Origin of the sequence: Carboxylicivirga litoralis (genome assembly GCF_025499605.1) — a bacterium.
Classification (GTDB): Bacteria; Bacteroidota; Bacteroidia; order Bacteroidales; family Marinilabiliaceae; genus Carboxylicivirga; species Carboxylicivirga litoralis.
The window spans coordinates 175,654-197,522 of sequence record NZ_JAFMVC010000004.1; the positions used below are offsets into that span (position 1 = coordinate 175,654).

Here is a 21,869-nt window from a genome sequence, read left to right on the forward strand (position 1 = left end):
TTACAAAAATGGATAAAGAAATACGTAACGTTCAGTTAAGCTATTTGAATATCAATGATTATTCCGAACTAAAACAGGTGATGATTAGCTCCTATCATGCTTTGGATAATGCCTATTGGTCGTCGGAAAAAATAGCAAAATTGATTGAAATATTCCCCGAAGGACAGGTGGTGATAAAGGTAGATGATGAAATAGCCGGATGTGCCTTGTCCATTATAGTGAGTTCATCTGAGTTGGATGATTATCATACTTATACTGATATAACCAGCAATTATACATTTGATACCCATTGCGATGATGGCGACACATTGTATGGCATTGATGTATTTGTTAAACCTGATTTTAGGGGCTTGCGATTGGGACGACGCCTGTATGATTACCGAAAAGAATTGTGCGAAAAGCTCAACCTTAAAGGCATCTTATTTGGTGGCAGAATTCCTAACTTCCACAAATACTCAGATAAAATAACGGCCAAACAGTACATTGCCGGAGTTCGAACCAAAGAGATACACGATCCGGTTCTGAATTTCCAGCTATCAAACGATTTTCACCCCATTCGCTTGCTAAAAAACTATTTAAAGGGCGATGTGGAATCGGAAGAGTATGCCGTTTTATTGCGCTGGGACAATGTGTTTTACGAAAAACCACGAAAGAAGGCTGCCATTCAAAAAAAGATAATACGAACAGGATTGGTTCAATGGCAGATGCGCCCTTATAAAACAATTGAGGAGCTGCTCCAGCAAGCTGAGTATTTTGTGGATGCACTTAGTGGTTACAAAAGTGATTTTGCTTTGTTTCCCGAGTTTTTTAATGCCCCGCTAATGGCGGCTTATAACCATTTAAGCGAAGCCGATGCTATCAGGGAACTAGCAAAATACACCGAACGTGTAACGCAAGCTATGTCACAACTGGCTATTAGCTATAATATCAATATTATAACCGGAAGTATGCCCGAAATGGTGGATAACATGCTGTATAATGTTGGTTATTTGTGTAAACGCGATGGCGGTATCGAGCGCTTTGAGAAATTACATGTAACGCCCGATGAAAAGAAAGTGTGGGCGCTTCAGGGAGGAAGTGGAATTAGGACTTTTGATACCGATTGTGGAAAGGTAGGTATCCTAATCTGTTACGACATTGAGTTTCCGGAGTTATCCAGACTGCTGGCCGATGACGGGATGGAAATTTTATTTGTGCCCTTTTTAACGGATACGCAAAATGGCTATTCGAGGGTGCGCAACTGTGCCCAGGCCCGTGCCATCGAAAACGAATGCTATGTGGTGATAGCCGGTAGTGTTGGCAACCTTCCCAATGTTCACAACATGGACATCCAATATGCGCAGTCGATGGTTTTTACGCCCTGCGATTTTCAATTTCCAACCAATGGAGTGAAGGCCGAAGCAACGCCTAATACGGAGATGATATTAATTGCAGATTTGGATTTGGACTTGCTTAGAGACATCCATAGCTACGGCAGCGTAACCAACTTAAACGACCGAAGAAAAGATATTTACTCACTATCAAAAACAACCAATTAAGAAAGAATTGAACTAAAAATGAAGAATACTTATTTCGAATTAATCGAGCAGAGCTACTACTTTCCACAAGAAGGGTTCGACTTGAGAGATAGTTCCCTGACTTTTCACGGGGTGTCGTTAAAACACCTGATTGATAAATACGGAACACCTTTTAAACTGATTTATTTGCCGAAGATTGGTGACCAGATTAAAAAAGCCCGCAATCTTTTTAACAGGGCGATTAAAAATCAGGGTTATACCGGCAAATATGAATATTGTTACTGTACAAAGTGTAACCATTTTTACCATGTTATTAATGAGGCTCTAAAGCACGATGTTAACCTCGAAACCTCTTCGGCTTACGACATTGATTTAATTCGTCACCTGGCGGATTTAAATAAGCTTGATAAAAATCGCAAGATTATTCATAATGGTTACAAAACGCAGGAGTATCTGTCGAAAATTGTGGCTTTACAGGCTGATGGCTTTCACAATTCGATACTGATACTGGACAGCATTACCGAGTTAGAACGCTTGAAAAAGCTAAAGCTTAAAACCAAGATTAAGGTGGGCATACGCATGGCTATTAATGAGGAGATGCAATCGGCTTATTATACCTCGCGGCTGGGCATTCCGCACAATGAACTAATGGATTTTTTCAAAAAAAGCATTAAAAACAATCCGAATATCGAATTGAAGATGTTGCACTTTTTTGTTGATTCAGGTATTAAAGATACGCTGTATTATTGGGGGCAGTTTCAGAATGCTTTAAGCTTGTATGTCGACCTGAGGAAGGAATGTGAGTCCTTAGACAGCTTCAACTTAGGTGGTGGGTTTCCAATTCGTAACCATTTGGGTTTCGAATATAATTATGAGTATATGATTAACGAAATCATAAAAAATATCAAGGAGGCGTGCACCAAAGAAAACATTCCTGAACCTGATATTTATACCGAGTTTGGTAAATATACAGTGGGTGAAGCCGGCGCCATCATTTTTGAAGTGTTAGAGCAGAAAAAACAAAACGACTCTGAAACATGGTACATTATTAATAACAGCCTGATGAATACCATCCCTGATGCCTGGTCTATTCACGAAAAGTTTATCCTGTTGCCCATTAATAAATGGAATAATCAGTATCAACGAATAAATATTGGTGGCATAAGTTGTGACCATTCTGATTATTATAACTCAGAAGATTTAAACCAGGAGATTCTTTTACCTCAGTATGGTGAGAAGGACAAAGAACCACTGTACCTCGGTTTTTTCCATACGGGAGCTTACCAGGATTCAATCAGTGGCTATGGCGGTATTAAGCACTGCCTGATACCATCTCCTAAGCATGTAATTATTGACCGTGACGATAAAGGTAATTACAAACATTATGTGTACCGCGAGGAGCAGTCGGCCCAGGAAATGTTTAAAATACTGGGATACCAGGCTCCTGCAAAAGTTTAATTATTAGTTAGTGAAAATTGAATGAAGACATTTGCTGACATTGAAAAAAGGTATGCTTCCTTTCCGAATGCTAAGGTGCTGTTGCAGCCAATTCCGTATGACAGAACCAGCACTTGGGGAAAAGGCGCTGATAATGGTTTCAGAGCCTTTCTCGAAGCCTCACATAATATGGAATTGTATGACATTGAAACCAATACCTGTGTCTATAAAGAGGGTATCCATATTTTGCCTTCAATTATAGATGAAGAAACTCCCGATAAAATGTTTAACAGTATTTACAAATCGGTGCAGTATCAATTGGGATTGAAGCGCTTTCTGACCTTTTTGGGCGGTGAGCATTCCATAAGCATTGGCATTATTAAGGCATTTAGCGAACAATACCCCGATTTAACAGTGGTGCAGCTCGATGCCCATGCCGATTTACGGCCTCATTATCTGGGGTCGAAATACAACCATGCCTGTGCTATGCATGAGGCGTCAAAAACCACGAATTTGATTCAGGTAGGACTCCGCAGCATGGATGCATCCGAATTAAAATATATTAACCGTGAGAAATGCTTCTATGCTGAGGACATAGTGGGTAGTGAAGAGTGGATGGATAAGGCTATTAAACGAATGGGCGACAAAGTGTATCTGACCATTGATTTGGATGTGTTTGATCCATCAATTATGCCATCGACCGGAACGCCGGAACCTGGTGGATTGCTGTGGTATCCGACTTTAAAGTTTTTAAAGAAACTATTTTCAGAACGAACAGTGCTTGGCTTTGATATGGTTGAATTAGCGCCTAATATCAATGATAAAGCACCCGATTTTTTAGCAGCAAAACTCTATTACAAACTACTTTCTTATAAATTTAAATACAATGACAAATAAAGGTTCTGTTTCGAACTTTATGCTACAGCATTACAAGCATTTTAATGCCGCCAGCCTGGTGGATGCCGCTGTTGCATATGAAGCGCAGTTAAACAAAGGGAATAAAATGCTGGTTTCGCTGGCTGGGGCAATGAGTACGGCTGAATTAGGAAGGAGTTTAGCAGAAATGATTCGTCAGGATAAGGTACACATTATTTCCTGTACTGGTGCTAACCTCGAAGAAGATGTGATGAATCTGGTAGCCCATAATTCCTATAAGCGCATTCCCAACTATCGCGATTTGTCACCAACCCGCGAGTGGGAATTGCTCGAGAATGGATACAATAGGGTCACTGATACCTGCATTCCTGAGGAAGAGGCTTTTCGACGTATTCAGAAGCACATTTATAATTTATGGCGCGATGCCTACGAAACCAATCAGCGTTTCTTTCCGCACGAATATTTATACCAGCTTTTGTTGTCAGGTGATCTGGAGCAATATTACGAAATTGATCCGGCCAATAGCTGGATGCTGGCCGCTGCAGAAAAGAATATACCAATTGTGGTGCCCGGATGGGAAGACTCAACTTTAGGAAATATTTTTGCTTCCTACTGTATCAAAGGGCAGTTGGAGCCTAAAGTGGTGAAAAGTGGCATTGAATACATGACATTTTTGGCATCCTGGTATCAGCAAAATACTGAAGAAAATGGAATAGGCTTTTTCCAGATTGGAGGTGGCATTGCAGGCGATTTCCCTATATGTGTAGTGCCAATGCTATCGCAGGATTTAAGTGAGTCTAAAACAAAGTTTTGGTCATATTTCTGTCAGATATCCGACTCAACAACCAGCTATGGCTCTTATTCGGGTGCTGTGCCTAATGAAAAAATAACATGGGGTAAATTAAATGTAAGCACGCCAAAATTTATTATTGAGTCAGATGCTTCCATTGTAGCGCCATTGGTATTCGCATATTTATTAAATTGGTAAAAATTTTAAAACGATGGATATGCTGATTAGTAAACCAAAAGTAATTATGGATTACCATAAATTACCTACCGTACTGAAGGAGCAGTTAAAGCTTGTTTACCCCGATGGGTTTCATGAATATTTGATTTGGTTCAACGACAAACAAGGCCAGCGAATTTCAGCGCTTCGTTTTGAGACTGACGAAAAAGTGTATATGCTGCGCATGTCTGTTGATATGGCGCTTGAAATAATGGATGAAGATGACGACTTTGACAGCAACTTTAATTTAAAACCTAAAGTACAGGAAGAATATGCCAACAAGCATAGCGATGTTGAATACCTGTCGGATAATGAAAACTATTCAGAAACATAATTGTTTGTTATAGTATGCTTTTAATCATAGATAACCAAAGTGCTTTTATAAAGAAGTTTAAGCGCCAATACCTGGCTGAGCAGGATTTTGATTATGTGTTTTTTGACCATAATCAGCCTATTACATTGTCGGCCAAAACCAAAATAAAAGGAATCATCTTGTCGGGTGGCAAAGGTAATCCTTATGAACCACTCAACCTGACGTCGAATTTTGTGGCCATGCAGAATTTTAACGTGCCCGTTTTAGGTTTTTGCCTCGGGCACGAAATTATTGCTGTGGCGCATCGCGGACGCATTAAAAAGTTGCCGGAATACCATGGTAAAAAAGAAATAATAGAAATCACAAAGCCCGAAGACCCGATTTTTGAAGGGGTGACCCAACAGGAGGTGTCATTGGTTAAACGTCATTCATTCTTTGTTTCCGAATTACCCGATTCGTTTGAGAGTCTGGCTATTTCCGAAACATGCGCTACCGAAATCATCCGACATAAATCAAAACCTATCTATGGTTTTCAATCGCATCCTGAGGTATCAGGAGAAGATGGAATGAAGATGGTGCGCAACTTTCTTAAAATGTGTGGAATTATAAATGATCAATAATTAATGGCCCGATTTTTAAAAAGCAATAAAGAGCATATAGGTTTATCGCCCGATAGTATTCAATTCAGGGGAGAACAAAAAACCGAACGTGTTTTTATCCAGGCCTATAACTATGATAGTAAGACTCTGGTTGAGGATGGGTTTGATGAAGTTGAAAAACTGTCAGCTTTTATTAATCAAGGAAATTCGTGGATTAATATCTATGGCCTGCACGATACCAATGTGATGCAAAAGGTGTCGGAGGTGTTGGATATTGAGTCCATTGTTATTTCTGAAATTTTAAATACACACAGCCGGCCGCGCGTGGTCGAATACGACAACTGCTTGTTTGTATCATTGAAGTTAATTCGTATACTCAATGAAGATGATTTATTGGTTGATAACGAGAATATTGTGTTTATTTTAAAAGATAAGCAGTTAATCACTTTTCAGGAGCGAAGAGGCGATGTGTTCAACCCGGTGAGGGAACGCTTGAAGAACCCGAAAAGAAAAATCAGACAATTGGGCTCTGATTATTTACTGTTTGCACTTTTAGATGTCATTATTGATAATTACAGTTATGCCATCAGCTGCTTTGGAGAGTTAGTAGAGGAGCTGGATGAAAAGGTTTTAGGCACCGTTGATAATTCAATGCTGGCAGATATTAACCACTATAAAATAGAACTTATTTATTTGCACAAGTCCATTGTTCCCTGTAAAGAAATGGTGCTGAATCTTATTAAATTAGAGTCGGATTACATCGAAGAGGAAAAGGAGATTTTCTTCCGGGAGTTGCAAAGTAATATTCAGCAAGCTATTGATTCATTAAATAACTACAAGGAGATATTAACCAATCAGTTGAGTATTTATCATACACAGGTCAGTAGTCGACTGAATGATATTATGCGGGTCTTAACCATCTTCTCGGTTGTTTTTATTCCACTGACCTTTATTGCGGGTATCTACGGAACCAATTTTGAGTATATTCCTGAATTGGGTTTCCGACAGGGGTATCCGGCTATGATAGGGGTAATGGTTATGATTGCCATAGGGATGCTCGTGTATTTCAAGCGTAAAAAATGGTATTAACAAATGGCAGGTCAGAGCACAAAACCTGCTAATGATTATAAAACATGAATACTTCACACAAAAAGAAAGGATTTGGTACCGCACCGGTATTTCTAACCGCTATTTCAACGATACTAGGAGCTATCCTGTTTCTTCGCTTTGGAATGGCCGTCGGTAACTTAGGCTTTTTTGGAGCATTCGCCATCATATTACTGGGGCACTTCATAACCATACCAACTGCCTTAGCTATTTCCGAGATAGCCACAAATACAAGGGTTGAAGGTGGTGGTGAGTATTTTATTATTTCCCGTTCTTTTGGGTTAAACATTGGTGCTACCATTGGTATTGCTTTGTATTTCTCGCAAGCCATCAGTGTGGCTTTTTATGTTATAGCTTTCACCGAAGCTTTTGCGCCTTTCTTCACCTGGATGCAGAATAGTTATAATATTGACTTGCCTCGTCAGGTGATTAGTATACCAGCTCTCTTGCTATTAGGTGTTCTTATTCTTAAAAAAGGAGCCGATTTAGGGGTGAAGACCTTATATATTGTTGTAGCGGTTTTGTTTATATCGCTGGCATTGTTTTTTGCCGGTGAACCATCTGTTGGAGAGGGTGCTGGTAGTACTAATTTTGTGTTCAGCAATAAAAACCAATTCTTCATCTGGTTTGCCATCTGTTTTCCGGCCTTTACCGGTATGACGGCTGGTGTTGGTTTAAGTGGTGATTTAAAAGATCCCAAAAAATCGATACCAAGGGGAACACTGCTGGGTACGATCATTGGTATGCTCATTTACATTGCCATCATTTATAAGTTTTCCATTTCCTTAACGCCCGAGGAGATGAGTTCTAATCAATTGTCAATGGCTAACGTGGCATTGTTAGGCGGTCTGGTTATTCCGTTGGGGCTAGGTGCTTCCACCATCTCATCGGCTATTGGTTCTGTTTTGGTAGCGCCCCGCACCTTGCAGGCTTTATCGGTGGATAAGTGTTGGCCGGCCAAAAAACTGAACAAATGGCTGGCCAGGGGCAAAGGTGAAACCAACGAGCCTTATAATGCCACCTTTGTGACCATGACCATTGCCTTCTTTTTTGTCTTGCTGGGTGAAGTTGATTTTGTGGCCCAAATCATCTCTATGTTTTTCATGATTACCTATGGCTCGTTATGTCTGATTTCGTTTCTCAATCACTTTGGCGCCTCACCATCGTATCGTCCTCAATTTAAATCGCACTGGTTGATCTCGTTAAGTGGCTTTGTCTTGTCGTTGTGGATCATGTTCAAAATCAGTGCCTTCTTTTCAATGTTGGCCTGTGCTGTAATTATAGTAACCTACTTGTACCTTAACTCAGTGCATAAAGAAAGAGGCGGATTGCAGAATATTTTTTCAGGTGCTTTGTTTCAGCTGAGTCGACGTATTCAGCTGTACCTGCAAAAAAACAGAAGCAAATCAGTAGACGCTGAAGAATGGCGACCATCAGCCATTTGTATCTCCACCAACTCTTTTTCGCGAAGCAAGGTGTTCGATTTATTAAAATGGATTTCATACAAACATGGTTTTGGTACCTACTTTCACTACCTCAAAGGCTATTATTCAAAAGCTACGAACGAAGAAGCAAAATCAATTGTTAAACAGTTGATTGAAGACCAGCATGATAATAAAAGCTCGCTGTATCTCGATTGCATGATATCGCCCTCTTATACAAGTGCCATTGCACAGGCTATTCAGAGCCCCAGCATCAGTGGTATGGAAAACAATATGGTGGTGTTTGATTACAAACGAAAAAACTCTGAGGCTATCAGTGACATTCTGGATAATATTAGCTTAACGCGTGCCGGTAACCTTGATATTTGTGTATTTTCCGATTCGGATACCAACACACATTTTAAGAACGGTATTCACATTTGGATTAAACCCACCGATGTGCTGAATGCCAACCTGATGATTTTACTGGGATTCATCATTTTGTCACATCCTGACTGGCGTAAGAGTTACGTCAAGATTTTTAGTGTATGTAAAAAAGATGAGGTGGAGTTGACGCGCCAGCAGATTAAAAACCTGGTGCAGAGTGGCCGATTACCCATTACCATGTCAAACATTGAGATTTTACCCTTAAAAGAGGACGTATCGGTGAAAACCATGATACATGAGCATTCGATGCGCGCCGGTTTAACCATTATTGGTTTTATGGAAGAACAAATTAAACACAGCGGTAGTGAAGTTTTTACCGGCTACGATGATTTGGGAGATATTCTGTTTGTAACGGCTTCGAGTCATCAAGCCATTGAATAATGGCATTAGTTCATTTTTAAACCTACGAGATTCTCGTAGGTTTACTCATAATTCCTACTAATGACTAAGTGCTTGGCGTAGCATAAAAATCTGCTTTTCTACTCTATTTTTCACTTTCCTGACCAGCTACATTTACATCATCAATAAAACGATTAGATGTAATGAAAGATGAAAAAATTGGACATCAACAAAAAAAACGACGAAGTCTTAATTGAGGAGCTAAAACAAGGCAACAGCACAGCCTATGAGCAATTGTATAACCGTTATTATTTAAAGGTCTTTAATAAGTGTTATTCCTTTGCCCGTAATACAGATGATGCTTTTGATTTATGCCAGGATATATTTATGAAGACCTTTGCAGCGTTAAGTTCTTTTAAAGGTCATTCAAAGTTTTCAACCTGGTTGTACTCTATTACATACAACCATTGTGTTTCTACCTTGAAAAAAGAAAAACAGGTGCATTATGAATCGTTGGAAGAAAAAATAATTTGGGGCGTTGAAATGAGTTCACACGAAGATGTTGAGGACCAGGTAGCACGTGAAAACAGGGAGCAGGAACTGCTTAAGGCATTAAACGACATTCCTCATCAGGATAAGCAAATTCTGGAACTCAAATACTTATCTAATTTTTCGGTAAAAGAGATTCAGACAGAATTGAATATCTCGAAAAGTGCTGTAAAAATGCGTCTGATGCGCGCCCGTCAGAAAGTGGGTAAATCATGCGAATATGCTTACTAAAACGATGTTCAAAAAGTTAAAAACAAAGCATATGAACGATAAGGTGTTATTTCTATGCGATATCAACCATGTCAACAGCAAGGTACTTCATAAAGTATTTGACATGGCTTTTCAGGAATCGAATACGCTGACGGTGCTTATTATTTATAACCGGACTTCTTTGTTTTTTGGTGATTATGGCAGCCAGTCGTCGCCCTTACTTTATCTCGAGAATGATTTGCGCAGGACATTTATACAACGCTATAAAACCCTGTTTGGTAATGTGGCTGCCAATGATATACACATGCAACTAGAGGTGCGTTTTGCGAATCACGATGCGTCATTAAAACCATATATTGATAATTATGGCAATTGGTTTTTTGAGCATAAGAGTTTGGCTACAAGGCTTAATCCGGGAGGATTACTCAATAAGCTGAATACAAAAAAGCATTCTGTAAAAGTCATTGCAAAAAATGGCAAGCTCATAGACTTACAGCATGCGTCGTTCTTTAACTTTAGTTTTATTCAGAGTAATCGATTGTTCTGGGATAATAGCCCTCTCGAACTGGGAATGCTTTAAGATTTGAAACAATAAAACCAGCAGTTATTATTAAAAGTAAGTCTGTTCTTTAGCAAGGCCGGGAATTGAAACGATTCCCGGTTTAATCAATATGATTCCCTGAGGTTTGCCTCGGGGTCAGCTTTTTTCTCCCCTGAATTTCAGGGGAGATGGCCGATTTATATCGGTCAGAGGGGTTAATAAAGAAAACTCGGTTTTCTACGAATGCAGAAATGCCCCGTGGGCTTGCCTCGGAGATTGGTGACCTTAAGAGCTTTCTTTATTTATCTAACAGGCCTTTGGAGATGGCATATTTCACCAGGCCAACATTGTTTTTTATCTCCAATTTCTCCAACAAGTTGCGTCGGTGAGTATCCACTGTTCGGATGCTGATAAACAATTTATCCGCAATTTCCTGGTTGCTATATTCCTGACTAATTAATTTCAATATCTCTATTTCGCGTTTCGATAAAGGAATGTCTGACTTCCTTTTTTTAGTGGTTTTATTCTTTTGTATTTGTTCCATCAGGCTAATGGAAACCTCTTTACTGAAGTAGCTGTCGCCTTTAGCAACGCAACGAATGGCTGTCAATAGCTCGTCTTTGCCAGCGCTTTTGAGTATATACCCTTTGGCACCCGATTCCAAAGCCTGAAGGATGAAATCAGGGATGCTGAGCATCGATAAAATAAGAATATTAACATCGGGTTGTCGCTCAATAAGTTGTTGGGTTACTTCAATACCGTTCGGACTTCCCATATCGATATCGAGAATAATCACATCGAATAGCTGCTGGCTCGTTAAATTTATAACTTCAGAACCGTTAGAAGCTTCAGTTATGCTGTTAATCTCCTTTTCTTTTATCAACAATTCTTTAATGCCTTCTCTAAAAATTTTGTGGTCGTCGGCCAATAGTATATTTATCTTCTCCATTGTTGTTTAATTAAGGGGTATCTCAATACTGGCCACTGTTCCTTTATCAGGCACGCTATCGAGCGAAAAAACACCATTCAGAAGTTTAGTGCGGGTTTCTATATTGGTAAGGCCAATACCATGGTTTGTATCTTTAATCTCGTGGTTGAAACCTATTCCATCGTCCTCAACCATCAAAATGATGCTTTCTTTATGGCGGATTATTTGGATTAAAATCTGGTTGGCCCTGGCATGTTTGATGGCGTTATATAACAGCTCCTGCCCACAACGGTAAAGGTTGAGTTCAAGCTCACTGTCAAACCGAACGTCAACATCCATATTAGAATAAAACTCAATATGAACGCGTTTTGAATGATTCAGTTTAAAAGCCAAACTGTTAAAGGCGGAGTAAAGACCAAATTCATCGAGTGTGCGGGGCACCAGACGATGTGATAAGGTACGTAAATCGGATGTGATGCTATCCACTGTTTCACTAATGCTTTCAACCAGTTCGGTGTGCTGTCCAATGCTTTTATCTTGTATTTTTTCGATGACAGCATCCAGGTTTAAACGTATAAATGACATCATAGGACCAATGCTATCATGAATCTCACGCCCCAATCGACGACGCTCATTTTCTTGTCCTTCGAGGATGGCACTTAAAGAGTCAGCTTCAATTATTTCGGTATTCTTATTGAGAATTAGCACTTCATCGTCGTTGGCAATACATTGTAAAACAAGCCGGCTATTGTCTTCTTTGGTTATGCATACTTCAAAGTGCTTGATGGCTTTTTGCCGATGGCTTTTAATTTGTTCCTGAAGGTATCTCGTATAAGGGTTGTTGTTGAAGAGTTCAGTGCCATCAATCTCCAATAGTGCTTCAATCTGGCCATTACTGGCCATTATCTGGCCCCCAGTATTGATGCATAAAGCGCCATCATCGATATAATCTAATAAGCTTTGAATGCTTGGAGTCTTCATGGCATGAAGTTAAAAATTTTAATAAAAATACGTCTAAAGTAGGTGACCTCTTTTAAATGTTGGAGTCTAAAATAACAAACAGTAGTCAAAATGCTTGAAGAAGCATCGTTATTAGGGCTACTGCACAGAAAAGGTTTAGATTAATTGTTATTATTTTTTTGGTCATGTCAAAAACATTAAAACGTGAGTTTGCACAGAAAAAAGTTGTTAAAACGCCTAAAAGAGATAAAGGCTCAAAAACAAACGTGCGCTTTCATTTTTTAAAGGAGGCTGAAAGAGAATAGGTGTACCACTTATTGGATTGAAGCCGTTGTGATAAATTGCTCATACTTGCCGGTAGTTTCGCAGAAAAGCTACCGGCTTTTTTATGCCTTGTTCAGAAGTGGGTTGGAGCAACAGTTATTGCTGTCAGTTTTGTACTGTTTGAAGATGACAATGGGAAGGTGATACTGTTTAGCAAAAGTGTGCGTCAGTTCTTTATTAGCTTCATTAATTATTATACGACTGAAATCATGTTCTTTAAAAAAGCTTGCCAGGCTTTTGGTATTTTGAGACGTGGTGATGATGATCTCAAAGGATAAAGGCTGTGATTTAAAAATATCATTAATGCTTTCGATTAACCGGAGCTTATGCTTCATGCCTGGCAATGCCGATTGCTTATTCGTTTTGGGACTGGTACTAATAATACAGAGTTTGGCATTAATATTTTTTGCACAACAACCGGCGTATTCAAGAAGAGCTGTGTTTTCTATTGAAGAATGTAGCAGGACGGCTATTTTTTTTGAAGGCATAAATCATCTATTTGTTTCTAATTAGACCAAAATCACAACAATTGGTCACCAACAATTAAAAAGATTTAGCTCCGATACAAGAACCTTTTAACAATACTAATCCATAACGGACTCAGTAAAAGTGTAAGACTTATAGTGCTAATGATAATCTGATAAGCATAGTCGTGAATAATGCCTGATTGATAGCTGATTAAACCTAGGATGAAACTAAATTCACCAATTTGCGAAAGCATAACACCGGCATAGATGCTTGTTTTCCAATCCTCCGAAAAAGGTTTCATCACCAAAGCATTAATGCCACTATTAATTATAAGCACTAAGGTCACTAAAATACCTATCGTTAATAAATGATTATAAATAAACTGAAGGTCGATAAGCATGCCAATGGATACGAAAAACAAGGCTACAAAAAATACTTTAAAAGCCGACAAACTATCATGTACCCATTGAGTTGACTTGGCAGATGATAAGACAATTCCACCAATAAAGGCACCCAAGGCTGCCGATAATTCCAGGTACGCCGTGAGCAATGCAAAACCAAAACATAGTGTAAAGGCCACAAATACCTGCATCTCATGGTCTTTCGCAATGGCGGTTCTAAACGGTAGTTTGATTTCTTTATTCTTCAGAATATAAGCGATGACGCTGATAATCATAATACCACCTATTATTTGCTTGATGGATTCAGCCGATGTGGGTTGCTTGCCACCAAGATAACCAAGAATGATAAGCATCGGAACAATGAGGATATCTTGTGCTAAAAGTATACCTAATACATTCTGTCCTAATTTGGTTTGTAATTCATCTTGCTCTTGCAGTAGTTTTAGAATAACTGCTGTACTGCTAAGGCTGATTACAAAGCCAATCATTATTATCTGGTTCATTTTCCAGTTAAGATAGAATCCCAAAGCCCAAATAATGGCTATACTGAAGATAACCTGCAATGCTGTACCAAGTATGGATACCCGCCAATTGGCTATTAAATTGGGCAAATGAATCTCCATGCCGATAAAAAACAATAGTAAAACCAAACCCAGCGAACCAAGGTTGGTAATTAAGTTCTCATCGGTAATAACCCCGAAACCAAGAGGACCAACAATAACGCCAACAATCATATAGGTGACGATGGACGGCTGCTTGAGCAAACGAAGCACAAAACCAACAAGAATAATGATGGCCGACAACAGCACAAATTTGGAAACAACAGGGTCAATATTAGCAGATAACAAAACCATATTTAAACCGATATTTGATTTTATCAATATAGGGATTTCTAAATTAAGCTCAATCAACCTATGAAATCAAGTATCTTGCTTATTAACCCGAGTTCGATTAAAATTAAACAGCCACGATGGATGTTGAAGTGTATTGTTAGAATATACTTTGAAAGTAAACTCCCGGCTGATTACTCGACCGGGAGTTTTTTTGCTTATGAAGCAAACTGGTACTTTGTATCAAGTATTTCATCAATCACATCGGCATGTTCATGCCCAAATTTTTCGCGTACCCAAGCTTGAAGTTTTATTTGCTCTTCGGAATTTAACCACGACAGTGATTTAATCAATTCCTTTCTAAAAAGGTTTTTGTCTTCGTGAACTCCATTTAATACAGTCTTACATAGTTCAAACATGGTTGATACGTTATAAAGGTTCAATCAATATGATTCCCTGAGGCTTGCCTCGGGGGCAGTTATTTCTCCCCTGAATTTCAGGGGAGATGGCCGATTTATATCGGTCTGAGGGGTTAATAAAGAAAACTCGGTTTTCTGCGAATGCAGAAATACCCCGTGGGCTTGCCTCGAGGATAGGTGACTTTAAGAGTTTTCTTTATTAAAACAGGGCAGAGTGGTTCTGCCCTTTGGTATTTACAAAATCTCTATTTGCTTTGCTGGCTTTGGCTTAAGCTCTTCACGTTTAGGAAGTATAATGTGAAGGATGCCATTTTCGTAGTTTGCTCCAATTTTTTCCGCATCAACTACATGTTCCGAAACGGTGAATGAGCGTTGGAAAGACTGGTAGCTAAACTCGCGTCTGGTAATTTTTCCACTGTCTTTTTCTTCTTTTTCATTCTTCTTTTCCGACGAAATAGTTAGACGACCATTGTCGTAATTAACTTTGAAATCTTCTTTTTTTAAGCCCGGAGCAGCAACATCAATTAAAAACTCATTGTCGTTTTCTTTTACATTAACTGCTGGCAAAGTAGTGTCTGTACTGGAATAGTTAGTCCTATTCCAATCCATCAATTCTCCATCAAAAAATCTATCGAAGATTGAAGGAGCTGATGGAAACCAGTTGTTTGATAATTTGGCAAGTGTCATAATTTTATCCTCCAAAATTTTAGTTCAACAAATTTTTACAATCTCACCAGGCATAGTTCAAACTAAATGCCAATGTTAGAGGATGTCATTTAGTGATTTTTATTTTTTATTGATTTTCAATTCAATACAAAGAAGTACTTTTTTTAAGACTAAAAAGAAACTGAAAAATTGACAGGTAGCTCGCGTATAAGTGCGTCATTATGACTTGATTAGCTGTCGTAATTTCAGCGTTAAAACATAATTGTTACTTCAGGGTTCATAGTCTATTTTATGTTCATATTGGCTGACCATGCTGTTAACCAACATTTGCTGCATGGGGTGGTTTGTAAAATCATAACAAATGGGGATTTTACGATACCGTTTGCTTACATACATTGCAGCTCATTAATTATAAGGTATAAACTTAGAAACTGTTTAAGTTTTATCCTTCGGTTTATTTTGACGACTTAAGTCCTCATATTTCTGCAAAACTTCTTTAAATAGCGATGCTATTCGCATCAGTTTTGCTTCATCTGAGAACATAATTCATTCAAAATAAATCACAAAAACAAAAATTAAGCAGTTTCTTAATTATTATTTCAACTGGGTGAAATTGTTTTATTTTAAGTTAGTAAATATTAAATGCCTCTAGTGTTGATGGTTTAACTGAAAATAAAGCTGTACCATGATTCAAGAATACAAAATGAATAACAACTTACCCTTCACTCCTAAAACAAAAATGGCAGATGTCATCCATCTGGATTATCGATTAATACCAATAATTGGCAGGTTTGGTATTGATTTTGGCTTTAGTAATAAAACGGTTAAAGAAGTGTGTGATGATTATAAAATTAACGTTTGTTTTTTTCTTGAAATAATTAATTCATATCATAACCACGAATACTTTCCTCATGCAGAGCTTCAGAATTTCAAGGCGTCACTTATAGTCGATTATTTATCAAATACTCATGCTTATTATTTAAATGTAAAAGTACCGGAAATTGAAGGATATATTGCCCAAATTAAGAAGGAGGTATCCATTGAAAACTTAAAAAACATTGAGCTTTTAAGTAATTTCTTTTCAGAGTATAAAGCAGAGTTAGTGAATCATCTGAACCGAGAAGATACCCTTGTTTTTCCTTACATTTCATTTTTGGAAGAAACTCTAAAGCATAGGAACTTTACTGCTAATGTTGTACACAAGATAAAAGAAGAGTCGATAGAGCATTATGCTCGACACCATGAAAATATGGAGCTTAAACTCAGCGACCTCAAAAATTTAATAATACGACATCTCCCGCCAATTGTATGTAAAGAGATTTGTCAGAAATTACTGACAGAACTATTTCGCTTAGAAGCCGATTTGGAAGACCATTCACGCATCGAAGACAAAGTGTTGGTTCCAAAAGTCATGTTATTAGAACAACAAATACTAGAAGCGAGTGAAACAGAGTGAATTATATAAAACTAAAGTGTGCATTGCAGATAAGCACTTTATTCATCGCTTAGGTGTAAAAACAATACTTAGTGTAATTGGTATTGAGCCAGACCTATATGAGGCTGATACGTTTATTTCGACCATGTCATGCCTAAAAGATGTTGAGGGTATTAAGTTTGCTGTTGTTGCCCAAGATATACTCGACCCTGATATGAATGAGTCAATATTAAAACTAAAAGCAATAAATCAGGATATAAAGCTGTTAGTTGTTTGCGATGACTGTTGTAAGTGTCAGACTAATGCCCTATTTATATTAGAAGAAGATACGCGACAGCAGGTACTTGAGAAATTTCAAAGCTTTTTCTATGATGATAATGAGGAAAACACCGAAAGCAATTCCGATTTACTTAGTGAAAGGGAAGTAGATGTGCTTAAAGCGGTAGCTTTAGGATATTCCAACAAAGAGATAGCGGAAAAGTTATTTATCAGTATTAATACGGTGATTTCGCATCGAAAAAATATTACAGAAAAACTTGGAATTAAAACCATTGCTGGATTAACTGTTTATGCAGTTATGAATGATTTGATAAAACCTGAAAATGTTAAGGGATAAGAATAAATTCTGAATCTAATGCATGGATAATTTAATTTAGGAAATAGGTGATAATATTGAGAATAGTAGTTTCAATAACTAGGAAAAATCACAATTAATAGGGATTGTTTCTCCTTGTTACTATCACTTTTTTTGTTGTTTATTTTCAACAATATAAATCATTGCTTAGTATGAAGGGAGAGGGCATTTTACTGAAAAACATTGTAAAAATGAAGGCTGATAACTCAGATCGAATGCGAATCACATTGGATGAGTACAAAAGTGCCGAGATGCAGATTTTAATGCACCATGTTTACGAATATAAAAAAGGATTGAGAAACCTGGTTCTTCATACCATGAATATTAAGGAACGATTTAAAACAGAGGAGCTTTTAAATCGAAAAGGTATTAGTTATTATCTGCAGATGGTCAACAGTGATAAAATCAATGTATTTTTTGGAAATGACAAGTGTGTGCAAATTATTGAATCGTTTGGTCATACTTCCTTGAATCATTTTACCGACGAAGAAGATTTTATATTGGGCACCATGTTGGGTTATGATCGTATGCAACAATGTGAGCGTTATTTAAAAAGAAAAGAAGAACAAAAGAAGTCGTTGTTGCAAAATTGCCAATCAACAGGAAGTGACTAAAATATAAGCAGAGATGATTGGTTATGTTTTATTCAATATATGGCAATGTGATGGTAAATTGAGTACTAAAGAGTTAATAAAAGATATTTAAAACCCGCCCTGAATTTAGAACTGCAGATAGCCTTCAATAATAGTCTCATGTTACACATTGGGTAACCTAACGAAAGTATTCTGAGGTACCCTATAAGGTACGCCTCAGTAATCTTATGTAACAAATGACATAAAACTCAACCTCTGTTTGCGACACAAGTGCGTTAACAGTGTTAAACGAATTGTATACCTTATCTGAAGAGCTATCATTGAAAATGGTAAAATAGTTCACTTTGTCAACTTTATTAGGTTTAGTTTATGACTTAAAAATGAAGGTGCCGAAAGATAAGCTGCACTCCAGATTGGTTACCAATTACAAAACAACCTTTATCTGATCAATTACTAGATATATATTGTTGAGGTTTAAGTGTGCTAAGGAAGAAATGTGATAAAACAAGTGTCTTATAGAAAAGAAAATTCTTTTTTGTCACTAGAAAAATAGCTCATACTCATAAATAGTGATTAATCAATATTAGTGATTCGCTGCTCAAACTTTCTAATCAAGTCGTTATTGCTCAGTGGTACAAGTCTTAATGGGTTTGTTCTACAAATTACCTCCTTTGCTTAGGTTGGGTTGTTTTTCATAACAAATAACGATTGATGCTCATACCTGCTACGACTAATTTTGCGCTTACTAATCGACATCCGAATGAGAAGAAAGGGGCTCACAAGTGTAATACTTTTTATGCTTGTGCAAATATCGTATTCGCACAATAGTACTAAAGGCTACTTGCTTGATCATGCAAGCAGGGCGGCTGTTTATATTTGTGAGATTGATTCCTCGATAAATGCAATTGGGCAACAAACCTCTTCAATTTTAGAATTAAAGGGCACTATCATAGAAAGGCATTCGGGCAAAGCAATTGAGCTGGCTACGGTTGTTTTAAAAGACCTTAACAAATGGGATGTTACCAATGCACAGGGGCAATATTCTGTAAAGCATCTTCGCCCGGGAATATATAATATAGCTGTAACTTGTTTGGGCTATAAAACCATTGAACAAGAAATATGGGTTAACAATGATTCGTTTGTTCATCATTTTGAAATGGAGGTATTATCGTTGGGATTAAATGAAGTAACCGTAACGCCTATACAAATCGATGATGATCTGACTACATCATATACGATAGAGAATGAAGCCATTGAGCATGCCCAAATAAGCAACATTGCCGAATTAACATCTCTACTGCCAGGAGGACAAACCCGAAGCAACAATCTTATTCAAGCATCAGGGCGAATTGCCATTAGAAGTGAACAGGGTGAAGAAGACAGACCAAGCTTTGGTACGGCCCTAGAAATAGATGGCATTAGAATGTCAAGCAATGGAGCTATTGTAAGCGAAATAGGGACAGAAAAAGGTGTAGATACACGGATTATATCTCCTGATAATATTGCCAAGGTAGATATAATGGCAGGTATCCCATCGGTTGAACATGGTGATTTAACTTCTGGTTTAGTGAAGATAACAACCAAACAAGGAGTTGAGCCATTGTCTATTAAATTACGCACGAACCCATACCAAAAAGAAGTAGCTCTTTCAAAAGGACTTAAAATTGGTAATAATGGTGGTTTGCTGAATGTGAGTTACAATTATACCAATTCTGTTAGCAATATTGTTTCGCCATACAATTCTTATGAGCGAAATGCTTTTACATTTCGGCATAAAAAAGTTTTTGGAGCAAATAAACATAAGCCACTAATTATAAACTCTACAATTGCAGGCAATATTGGTGGAAGAAATGATAAAGAAGATCCAGATAACTTTAAAGACACTTACAAAAAGTACAAGGCCTTTAATCTAAGGGGAGGTATTGACTTCAACTGGAATCCCAATTTGCACTTGATATCGGAACTTAATCTGATGGCCAATATCAATTACAATGATAATCAATCGGAGGAATACGATAAAGAGAGCTCCTCAAGTGGAGGTGCTGCTTTCCATGGTACCGAGGAAGGTTATTTTGTTGGCGAGCCATATGTTGAAGGACAAGAGTTTTCACCTTTGCAATTGATTGATCGTGGGCATTGGTATCAAACAACGTATGTAGATAGCAAGCCGGTTAATTATGACGTCAGATTAAAAATACAGAAAAACCATAAAAGGAAAAGCATAAGCAGCCAGTTTAAAATTGGTGGTAACTACAGTGCTTCAGGCAATGAGGGCAAGGGAGTATATTATGGCAATAAACTCTATACGCCTACCTGGCGCGAATACCAGTACAAGAATGAACCTTATTTGCATAATGTAGCCTTGTTTGTTGAAGAGAGTTTTAAATACACCTCTAACAATAAGCAACAGATACATCTCACAGCTGGGCTACGTAATGATTACACACTAATTAAGAATTCTCTATATGATAATGTCAATGCATTGTCGCCTCGCTTTAATGCCAGGTATTCATTCATTAATAAGCCAAGGAATAGAGGCTTTAAGAAACTAAGTATTCATGGCGGATGGGGGCAAAGTGTAAAACTTCCTTCGCTCAATATGCTTTATATTAGGCCTTCATACTCTCAAAAACTGGCCTTTGTTCCTGGTTCCTTAGCCGATGGATCGACTTATTATGCTTATTACATACAACCTGGTGAAGTTGCTAAAAATGATGATCTCAAATGGCAAAAGTCGCGCAAATATGAAATTGGAATACAAGGACAATACCGTAACATACGGTTTTCATTATGTTACTTTAATACTGTAACTAAAAATAGCTATACCGAATCAAATCAATTCATTCCATTTACCTACTACCTAACTACACCGCATCAATTGGCTGATGTTGCCATTCCTGTTGAACATCGAAGTTATTCCATTGATCAGCAAGGTGCTGTAACTGTAATAGATAATACGGGAACATTACCTAATGAAGAATTGGACAAAAAAGAAAAACGTTCGTTTAAGTCGGTAAGCTATGGCGATAATGCTTCACCAGTTAAGCGCTATGGATTGGAGTGGGTGCTCGACTTTGGAAAAATTAAACCGCTTTATACTTCAGTTCGCCTCGACGGTACTTATTACTACTATAAACACCTCAACCATAAAATTGAAGCAGTTTCATTAGGCGATAACCACTTGATGAGTGATGGAAGCCACTATCAATATATTGGTTACTATTATGGAGGTAGCGGAGTAGCTAATGGATATAAAACAAAACGTTTACGAGCAAATGCCAACTTTATTACGCACATCCCGAGATTAAAACTAGTTGTAACACTTAAGGTTGAAGCCTGCTTAATCAACTCAAAACAACTATTGTCGGAGATGCCGGGTGGAGAACGCAGTTTTGAGTTGGATATTAAAGAAGGTTATATCCCCAAGCCTGACAGAGGCAGTATTTATGAAGGAAAGAATTTTGTTGGTACATATCCCTTGTACTATACCACCTTTGATGATATGGAAACAAAAATTTCTTTCCGTGAAACGTTTTACTGGGCCTATGAGAATGACAGAACACTCTACAACGATTTAAGCAAACTGGTAGAAACCAGAAACTTTGATTACCTGTTTCTAGAAGATGCACTAAGTGCCTATCTCTCCGCTAACATTAATATATCCAAAGAAATCGGTAAGCGTTTCAGACTCAGTTTTTACGCGCGTAATTTTCTAAACAACATGGCTAAAATTAAAGACAAACAGACTAATACAGAAGTGAGTCTGTTAAATAGCTCCTATATACCAGAGTTATCCTATGGAATTGGCCTAAATATTAAAATTTAAATCAAACAAATAATTAATAAATA

At 37.8% G+C, this 21,869-nt stretch carries 20 protein-coding genes; 14 read left to right on the plus strand and 6 right to left on the minus strand.

The window, feature by feature from the left end:
* The first annotated feature begins 8 nt into the window (after positions 1-8).
* The 10 genes from J1N10_RS05930 (at position 9) to J1N10_RS05975 (ending at position 10,401) form a co-directional block, all read left to right on the plus strand.
* Positions 9-1,538, plus strand: coding sequence for a carbon-nitrogen hydrolase family protein (locus J1N10_RS05930; protein WP_262325762.1), 1,530 nt, complete (start codon positions 9-11; stop codon positions 1,536-1,538).
* An 18-nt stretch (positions 1,539-1,556) separates the two neighbouring features.
* A complete protein-coding gene (locus J1N10_RS05935; protein ID WP_262325763.1) occupies positions 1,557-2,975 on the plus strand; it encodes a type III PLP-dependent enzyme domain-containing protein in 1,419 nt (472 codons plus the stop codon).
* 21 nt (positions 2,976-2,996) lie between these two features.
* Positions 2,997-3,851, plus strand: a complete 855-nt coding sequence (gene speB / locus J1N10_RS05940) for an agmatinase (RefSeq protein ID WP_262325764.1) — start codon at positions 2,997-2,999, stop codon at positions 3,849-3,851.
* Positions 3,841-4,818 carry a deoxyhypusine synthase family protein gene (locus tag J1N10_RS05945; protein ID WP_262325765.1) on the plus strand — a complete coding sequence of 326 codons (978 nt, stop codon included), beginning with the start codon at positions 3,841-3,843 and terminating at the stop codon, positions 4,816-4,818. The genes speB and J1N10_RS05945 overlap by 11 nt, the downstream gene beginning before the upstream one ends.
* Before the next feature lie 19 nt (positions 4,819-4,837).
* Positions 4,838-5,170 (plus strand): hypothetical protein, encoded by a 333-nt coding sequence (locus J1N10_RS05950; RefSeq protein ID WP_262325766.1) that lies wholly within the window; start codon positions 4,838-4,840, stop codon positions 5,168-5,170.
* A gap of 14 nt (positions 5,171-5,184) precedes the next feature.
* On the plus strand, positions 5,185-5,769 hold the full coding sequence (locus J1N10_RS05955) for a glutamine amidotransferase-related protein (protein ID WP_262325767.1): 585 nt from the start codon (positions 5,185-5,187) through the stop codon (positions 5,767-5,769).
* A 3-nt stretch (positions 5,770-5,772) separates the two neighbouring features.
* The gene (corA, locus tag J1N10_RS05960) at positions 5,773-6,837 is read left to right on the plus strand and encodes a magnesium/cobalt transporter CorA (RefSeq protein ID WP_262325768.1); all 1,065 of its coding nucleotides are present in this window, start codon (positions 5,773-5,775) and stop codon (positions 6,835-6,837) included.
* A gap of 44 nt (positions 6,838-6,881) precedes the next feature.
* On the plus strand, positions 6,882-9,104 hold the full coding sequence (locus tag J1N10_RS05965) for an APC family permease (protein ID WP_262325769.1): 2,223 nt from the start codon (positions 6,882-6,884) through the stop codon (positions 9,102-9,104).
* Between the two features lie 168 nt (positions 9,105-9,272).
* On the plus strand, positions 9,273-9,842 hold the full coding sequence (locus J1N10_RS05970; RefSeq protein ID WP_262325770.1) for an RNA polymerase sigma factor: 570 nt from the start codon (positions 9,273-9,275) through the stop codon (positions 9,840-9,842).
* Between the two features lie 31 nt (positions 9,843-9,873).
* Complete coding sequence (locus J1N10_RS05975; protein WP_262325771.1) at positions 9,874-10,401, plus strand: hypothetical protein; 528 nt, start codon at positions 9,874-9,876, stop codon at positions 10,399-10,401.
* A 259-nt stretch (positions 10,402-10,660) separates the two neighbouring features.
* Here the strand turns inward: J1N10_RS05975 and J1N10_RS05980 are convergent, their stop codons facing one another.
* From J1N10_RS05980 to J1N10_RS06005, 6 genes are all read right to left on the minus strand, one after another.
* Positions 10,661-11,311, minus strand: a complete 651-nt coding sequence (locus tag J1N10_RS05980; protein WP_262325772.1) for a response regulator — start codon at positions 11,309-11,311, stop codon at positions 10,661-10,663.
* Between the two features lie 6 nt (positions 11,312-11,317).
* Positions 11,318-12,271, minus strand: a complete 954-nt coding sequence (locus J1N10_RS05985; protein WP_262325773.1) for a sensor histidine kinase — start codon at positions 12,269-12,271, stop codon at positions 11,318-11,320.
* A 365-nt stretch (positions 12,272-12,636) separates the two neighbouring features.
* Entirely contained in the window at positions 12,637-13,062 is a 426-nt protein-coding gene (locus J1N10_RS05990) for a hypothetical protein (protein WP_262325774.1), read from the minus strand.
* A gap of 65 nt (positions 13,063-13,127) precedes the next feature.
* Positions 13,128-14,297 (minus strand): cation:proton antiporter, encoded by a 1,170-nt coding sequence (locus J1N10_RS05995; RefSeq protein WP_262325775.1) that lies wholly within the window; start codon positions 14,295-14,297, stop codon positions 13,128-13,130.
* A 194-nt stretch (positions 14,298-14,491) separates the two neighbouring features.
* Complete coding sequence (locus J1N10_RS06000; RefSeq protein WP_262325776.1) at positions 14,492-14,692, minus strand: hypothetical protein; 201 nt, start codon at positions 14,690-14,692, stop codon at positions 14,492-14,494.
* Positions 14,693-14,926: 234 nt separating this feature from the next.
* On the minus strand, positions 14,927-15,379 hold the full coding sequence (locus J1N10_RS06005) for an Hsp20/alpha crystallin family protein (RefSeq protein ID WP_262325777.1): 453 nt from the start codon (positions 15,377-15,379) through the stop codon (positions 14,927-14,929).
* A gap of 664 nt (positions 15,380-16,043) precedes the next feature.
* Here J1N10_RS06005 and J1N10_RS06010 point away from each other — a divergent pair.
* The 4 genes from J1N10_RS06010 to J1N10_RS06025 all read left to right on the plus strand — a co-directional run bounded on the left by J1N10_RS06010 (position 16,044) and on the right by J1N10_RS06025 (position 21,846).
* Positions 16,044-16,814, plus strand: a complete 771-nt coding sequence (locus J1N10_RS06010) for a hemerythrin domain-containing protein (RefSeq protein WP_262325778.1) — start codon at positions 16,044-16,046, stop codon at positions 16,812-16,814.
* Positions 16,801-17,409 carry a response regulator transcription factor gene (locus tag J1N10_RS06015; protein WP_262325779.1) on the plus strand — a complete coding sequence of 203 codons (609 nt, stop codon included), beginning with the start codon at positions 16,801-16,803 and terminating at the stop codon, positions 17,407-17,409. The genes J1N10_RS06010 and J1N10_RS06015 overlap by 14 nt, the downstream gene beginning before the upstream one ends.
* 170 nt (positions 17,410-17,579) lie before the next feature.
* Positions 17,580-18,041 carry a DUF2023 family protein gene (locus J1N10_RS06020; RefSeq protein WP_262325780.1) on the plus strand — a complete coding sequence of 154 codons (462 nt, stop codon included), beginning with the start codon at positions 17,580-17,582 and terminating at the stop codon, positions 18,039-18,041.
* Between the two features lie 739 nt (positions 18,042-18,780).
* Positions 18,781-21,846, plus strand: a complete 3,066-nt coding sequence (locus tag J1N10_RS06025; RefSeq protein ID WP_262325781.1) for a TonB-dependent receptor — start codon at positions 18,781-18,783, stop codon at positions 21,844-21,846.
* The last annotated feature ends 23 nt before the right edge of the window (positions 21,847-21,869 follow it).

What these genes read in the sequence shown, in the direction of transcription:
- J1N10_RS05930 (WP_262325762.1), top strand. Translation starts at nt 9, where the DNA reads ATGGATAAAGAAATACGTAACGTTCAGTTAAGCTATTTGAATATCAAT.
- J1N10_RS05935 (WP_262325763.1), top strand. Translation starts at nt 1,557, where the DNA reads ATGAAGAATACTTATTTCGAATTAATCGAGCAGAGCTACTACTTTCCA.
- speB (WP_262325764.1), top strand. Translation starts at nt 2,997, where the DNA reads ATGAAGACATTTGCTGACATTGAAAAAAGGTATGCTTCCTTTCCGAAT.
- J1N10_RS05945 (WP_262325765.1), top strand. Translation starts at nt 3,841, where the DNA reads ATGACAAATAAAGGTTCTGTTTCGAACTTTATGCTACAGCATTACAAG.
- J1N10_RS05950 (WP_262325766.1), top strand. Translation starts at nt 4,838, where the DNA reads ATGCTGATTAGTAAACCAAAAGTAATTATGGATTACCATAAATTACCT.
- J1N10_RS05955 (WP_262325767.1), top strand. Translation starts at nt 5,185, where the DNA reads ATGCTTTTAATCATAGATAACCAAAGTGCTTTTATAAAGAAGTTTAAG.
- corA (WP_262325768.1), top strand. Translation starts at nt 5,773, where the DNA reads ATGGCCCGATTTTTAAAAAGCAATAAAGAGCATATAGGTTTATCGCCC.
- J1N10_RS05965 (WP_262325769.1), top strand. Translation starts at nt 6,882, where the DNA reads ATGAATACTTCACACAAAAAGAAAGGATTTGGTACCGCACCGGTATTT.
- J1N10_RS05970 (WP_262325770.1), top strand. Translation starts at nt 9,273, where the DNA reads ATGAAAAAATTGGACATCAACAAAAAAAACGACGAAGTCTTAATTGAG.
- J1N10_RS05975 (WP_262325771.1), top strand. Translation starts at nt 9,874, where the DNA reads ATGAACGATAAGGTGTTATTTCTATGCGATATCAACCATGTCAACAGC.
- J1N10_RS05980 (WP_262325772.1), bottom strand. Translation starts at nt 11,311, where the DNA reads ATGGAGAAGATAAATATACTATTGGCCGACGACCACAAAATTTTTAGA.
- J1N10_RS05985 (WP_262325773.1), bottom strand. Translation starts at nt 12,271, where the DNA reads ATGAAGACTCCAAGCATTCAAAGCTTATTAGATTATATCGATGATGGC.
- J1N10_RS05990 (WP_262325774.1), bottom strand. Translation starts at nt 13,062, where the DNA reads ATGCCTTCAAAAAAAATAGCCGTCCTGCTACATTCTTCAATAGAAAAC.
- J1N10_RS05995 (WP_262325775.1), bottom strand. Translation starts at nt 14,297, where the DNA reads ATGGTTTTGTTATCTGCTAATATTGACCCTGTTGTTTCCAAATTTGTG.
- J1N10_RS06000 (WP_262325776.1), bottom strand. Translation starts at nt 14,692, where the DNA reads ATGTTTGAACTATGTAAGACTGTATTAAATGGAGTTCACGAAGACAAA.
- J1N10_RS06005 (WP_262325777.1), bottom strand. Translation starts at nt 15,379, where the DNA reads ATGACACTTGCCAAATTATCAAACAACTGGTTTCCATCAGCTCCTTCA.
- J1N10_RS06010 (WP_262325778.1), top strand. Translation starts at nt 16,044, where the DNA reads ATGATTCAAGAATACAAAATGAATAACAACTTACCCTTCACTCCTAAA.
- J1N10_RS06020 (WP_262325780.1), top strand. Translation starts at nt 17,580, where the DNA reads ATGAAGGGAGAGGGCATTTTACTGAAAAACATTGTAAAAATGAAGGCT.
- J1N10_RS06025 (WP_262325781.1), top strand. Translation starts at nt 18,781, where the DNA reads ATGAGAAGAAAGGGGCTCACAAGTGTAATACTTTTTATGCTTGTGCAA.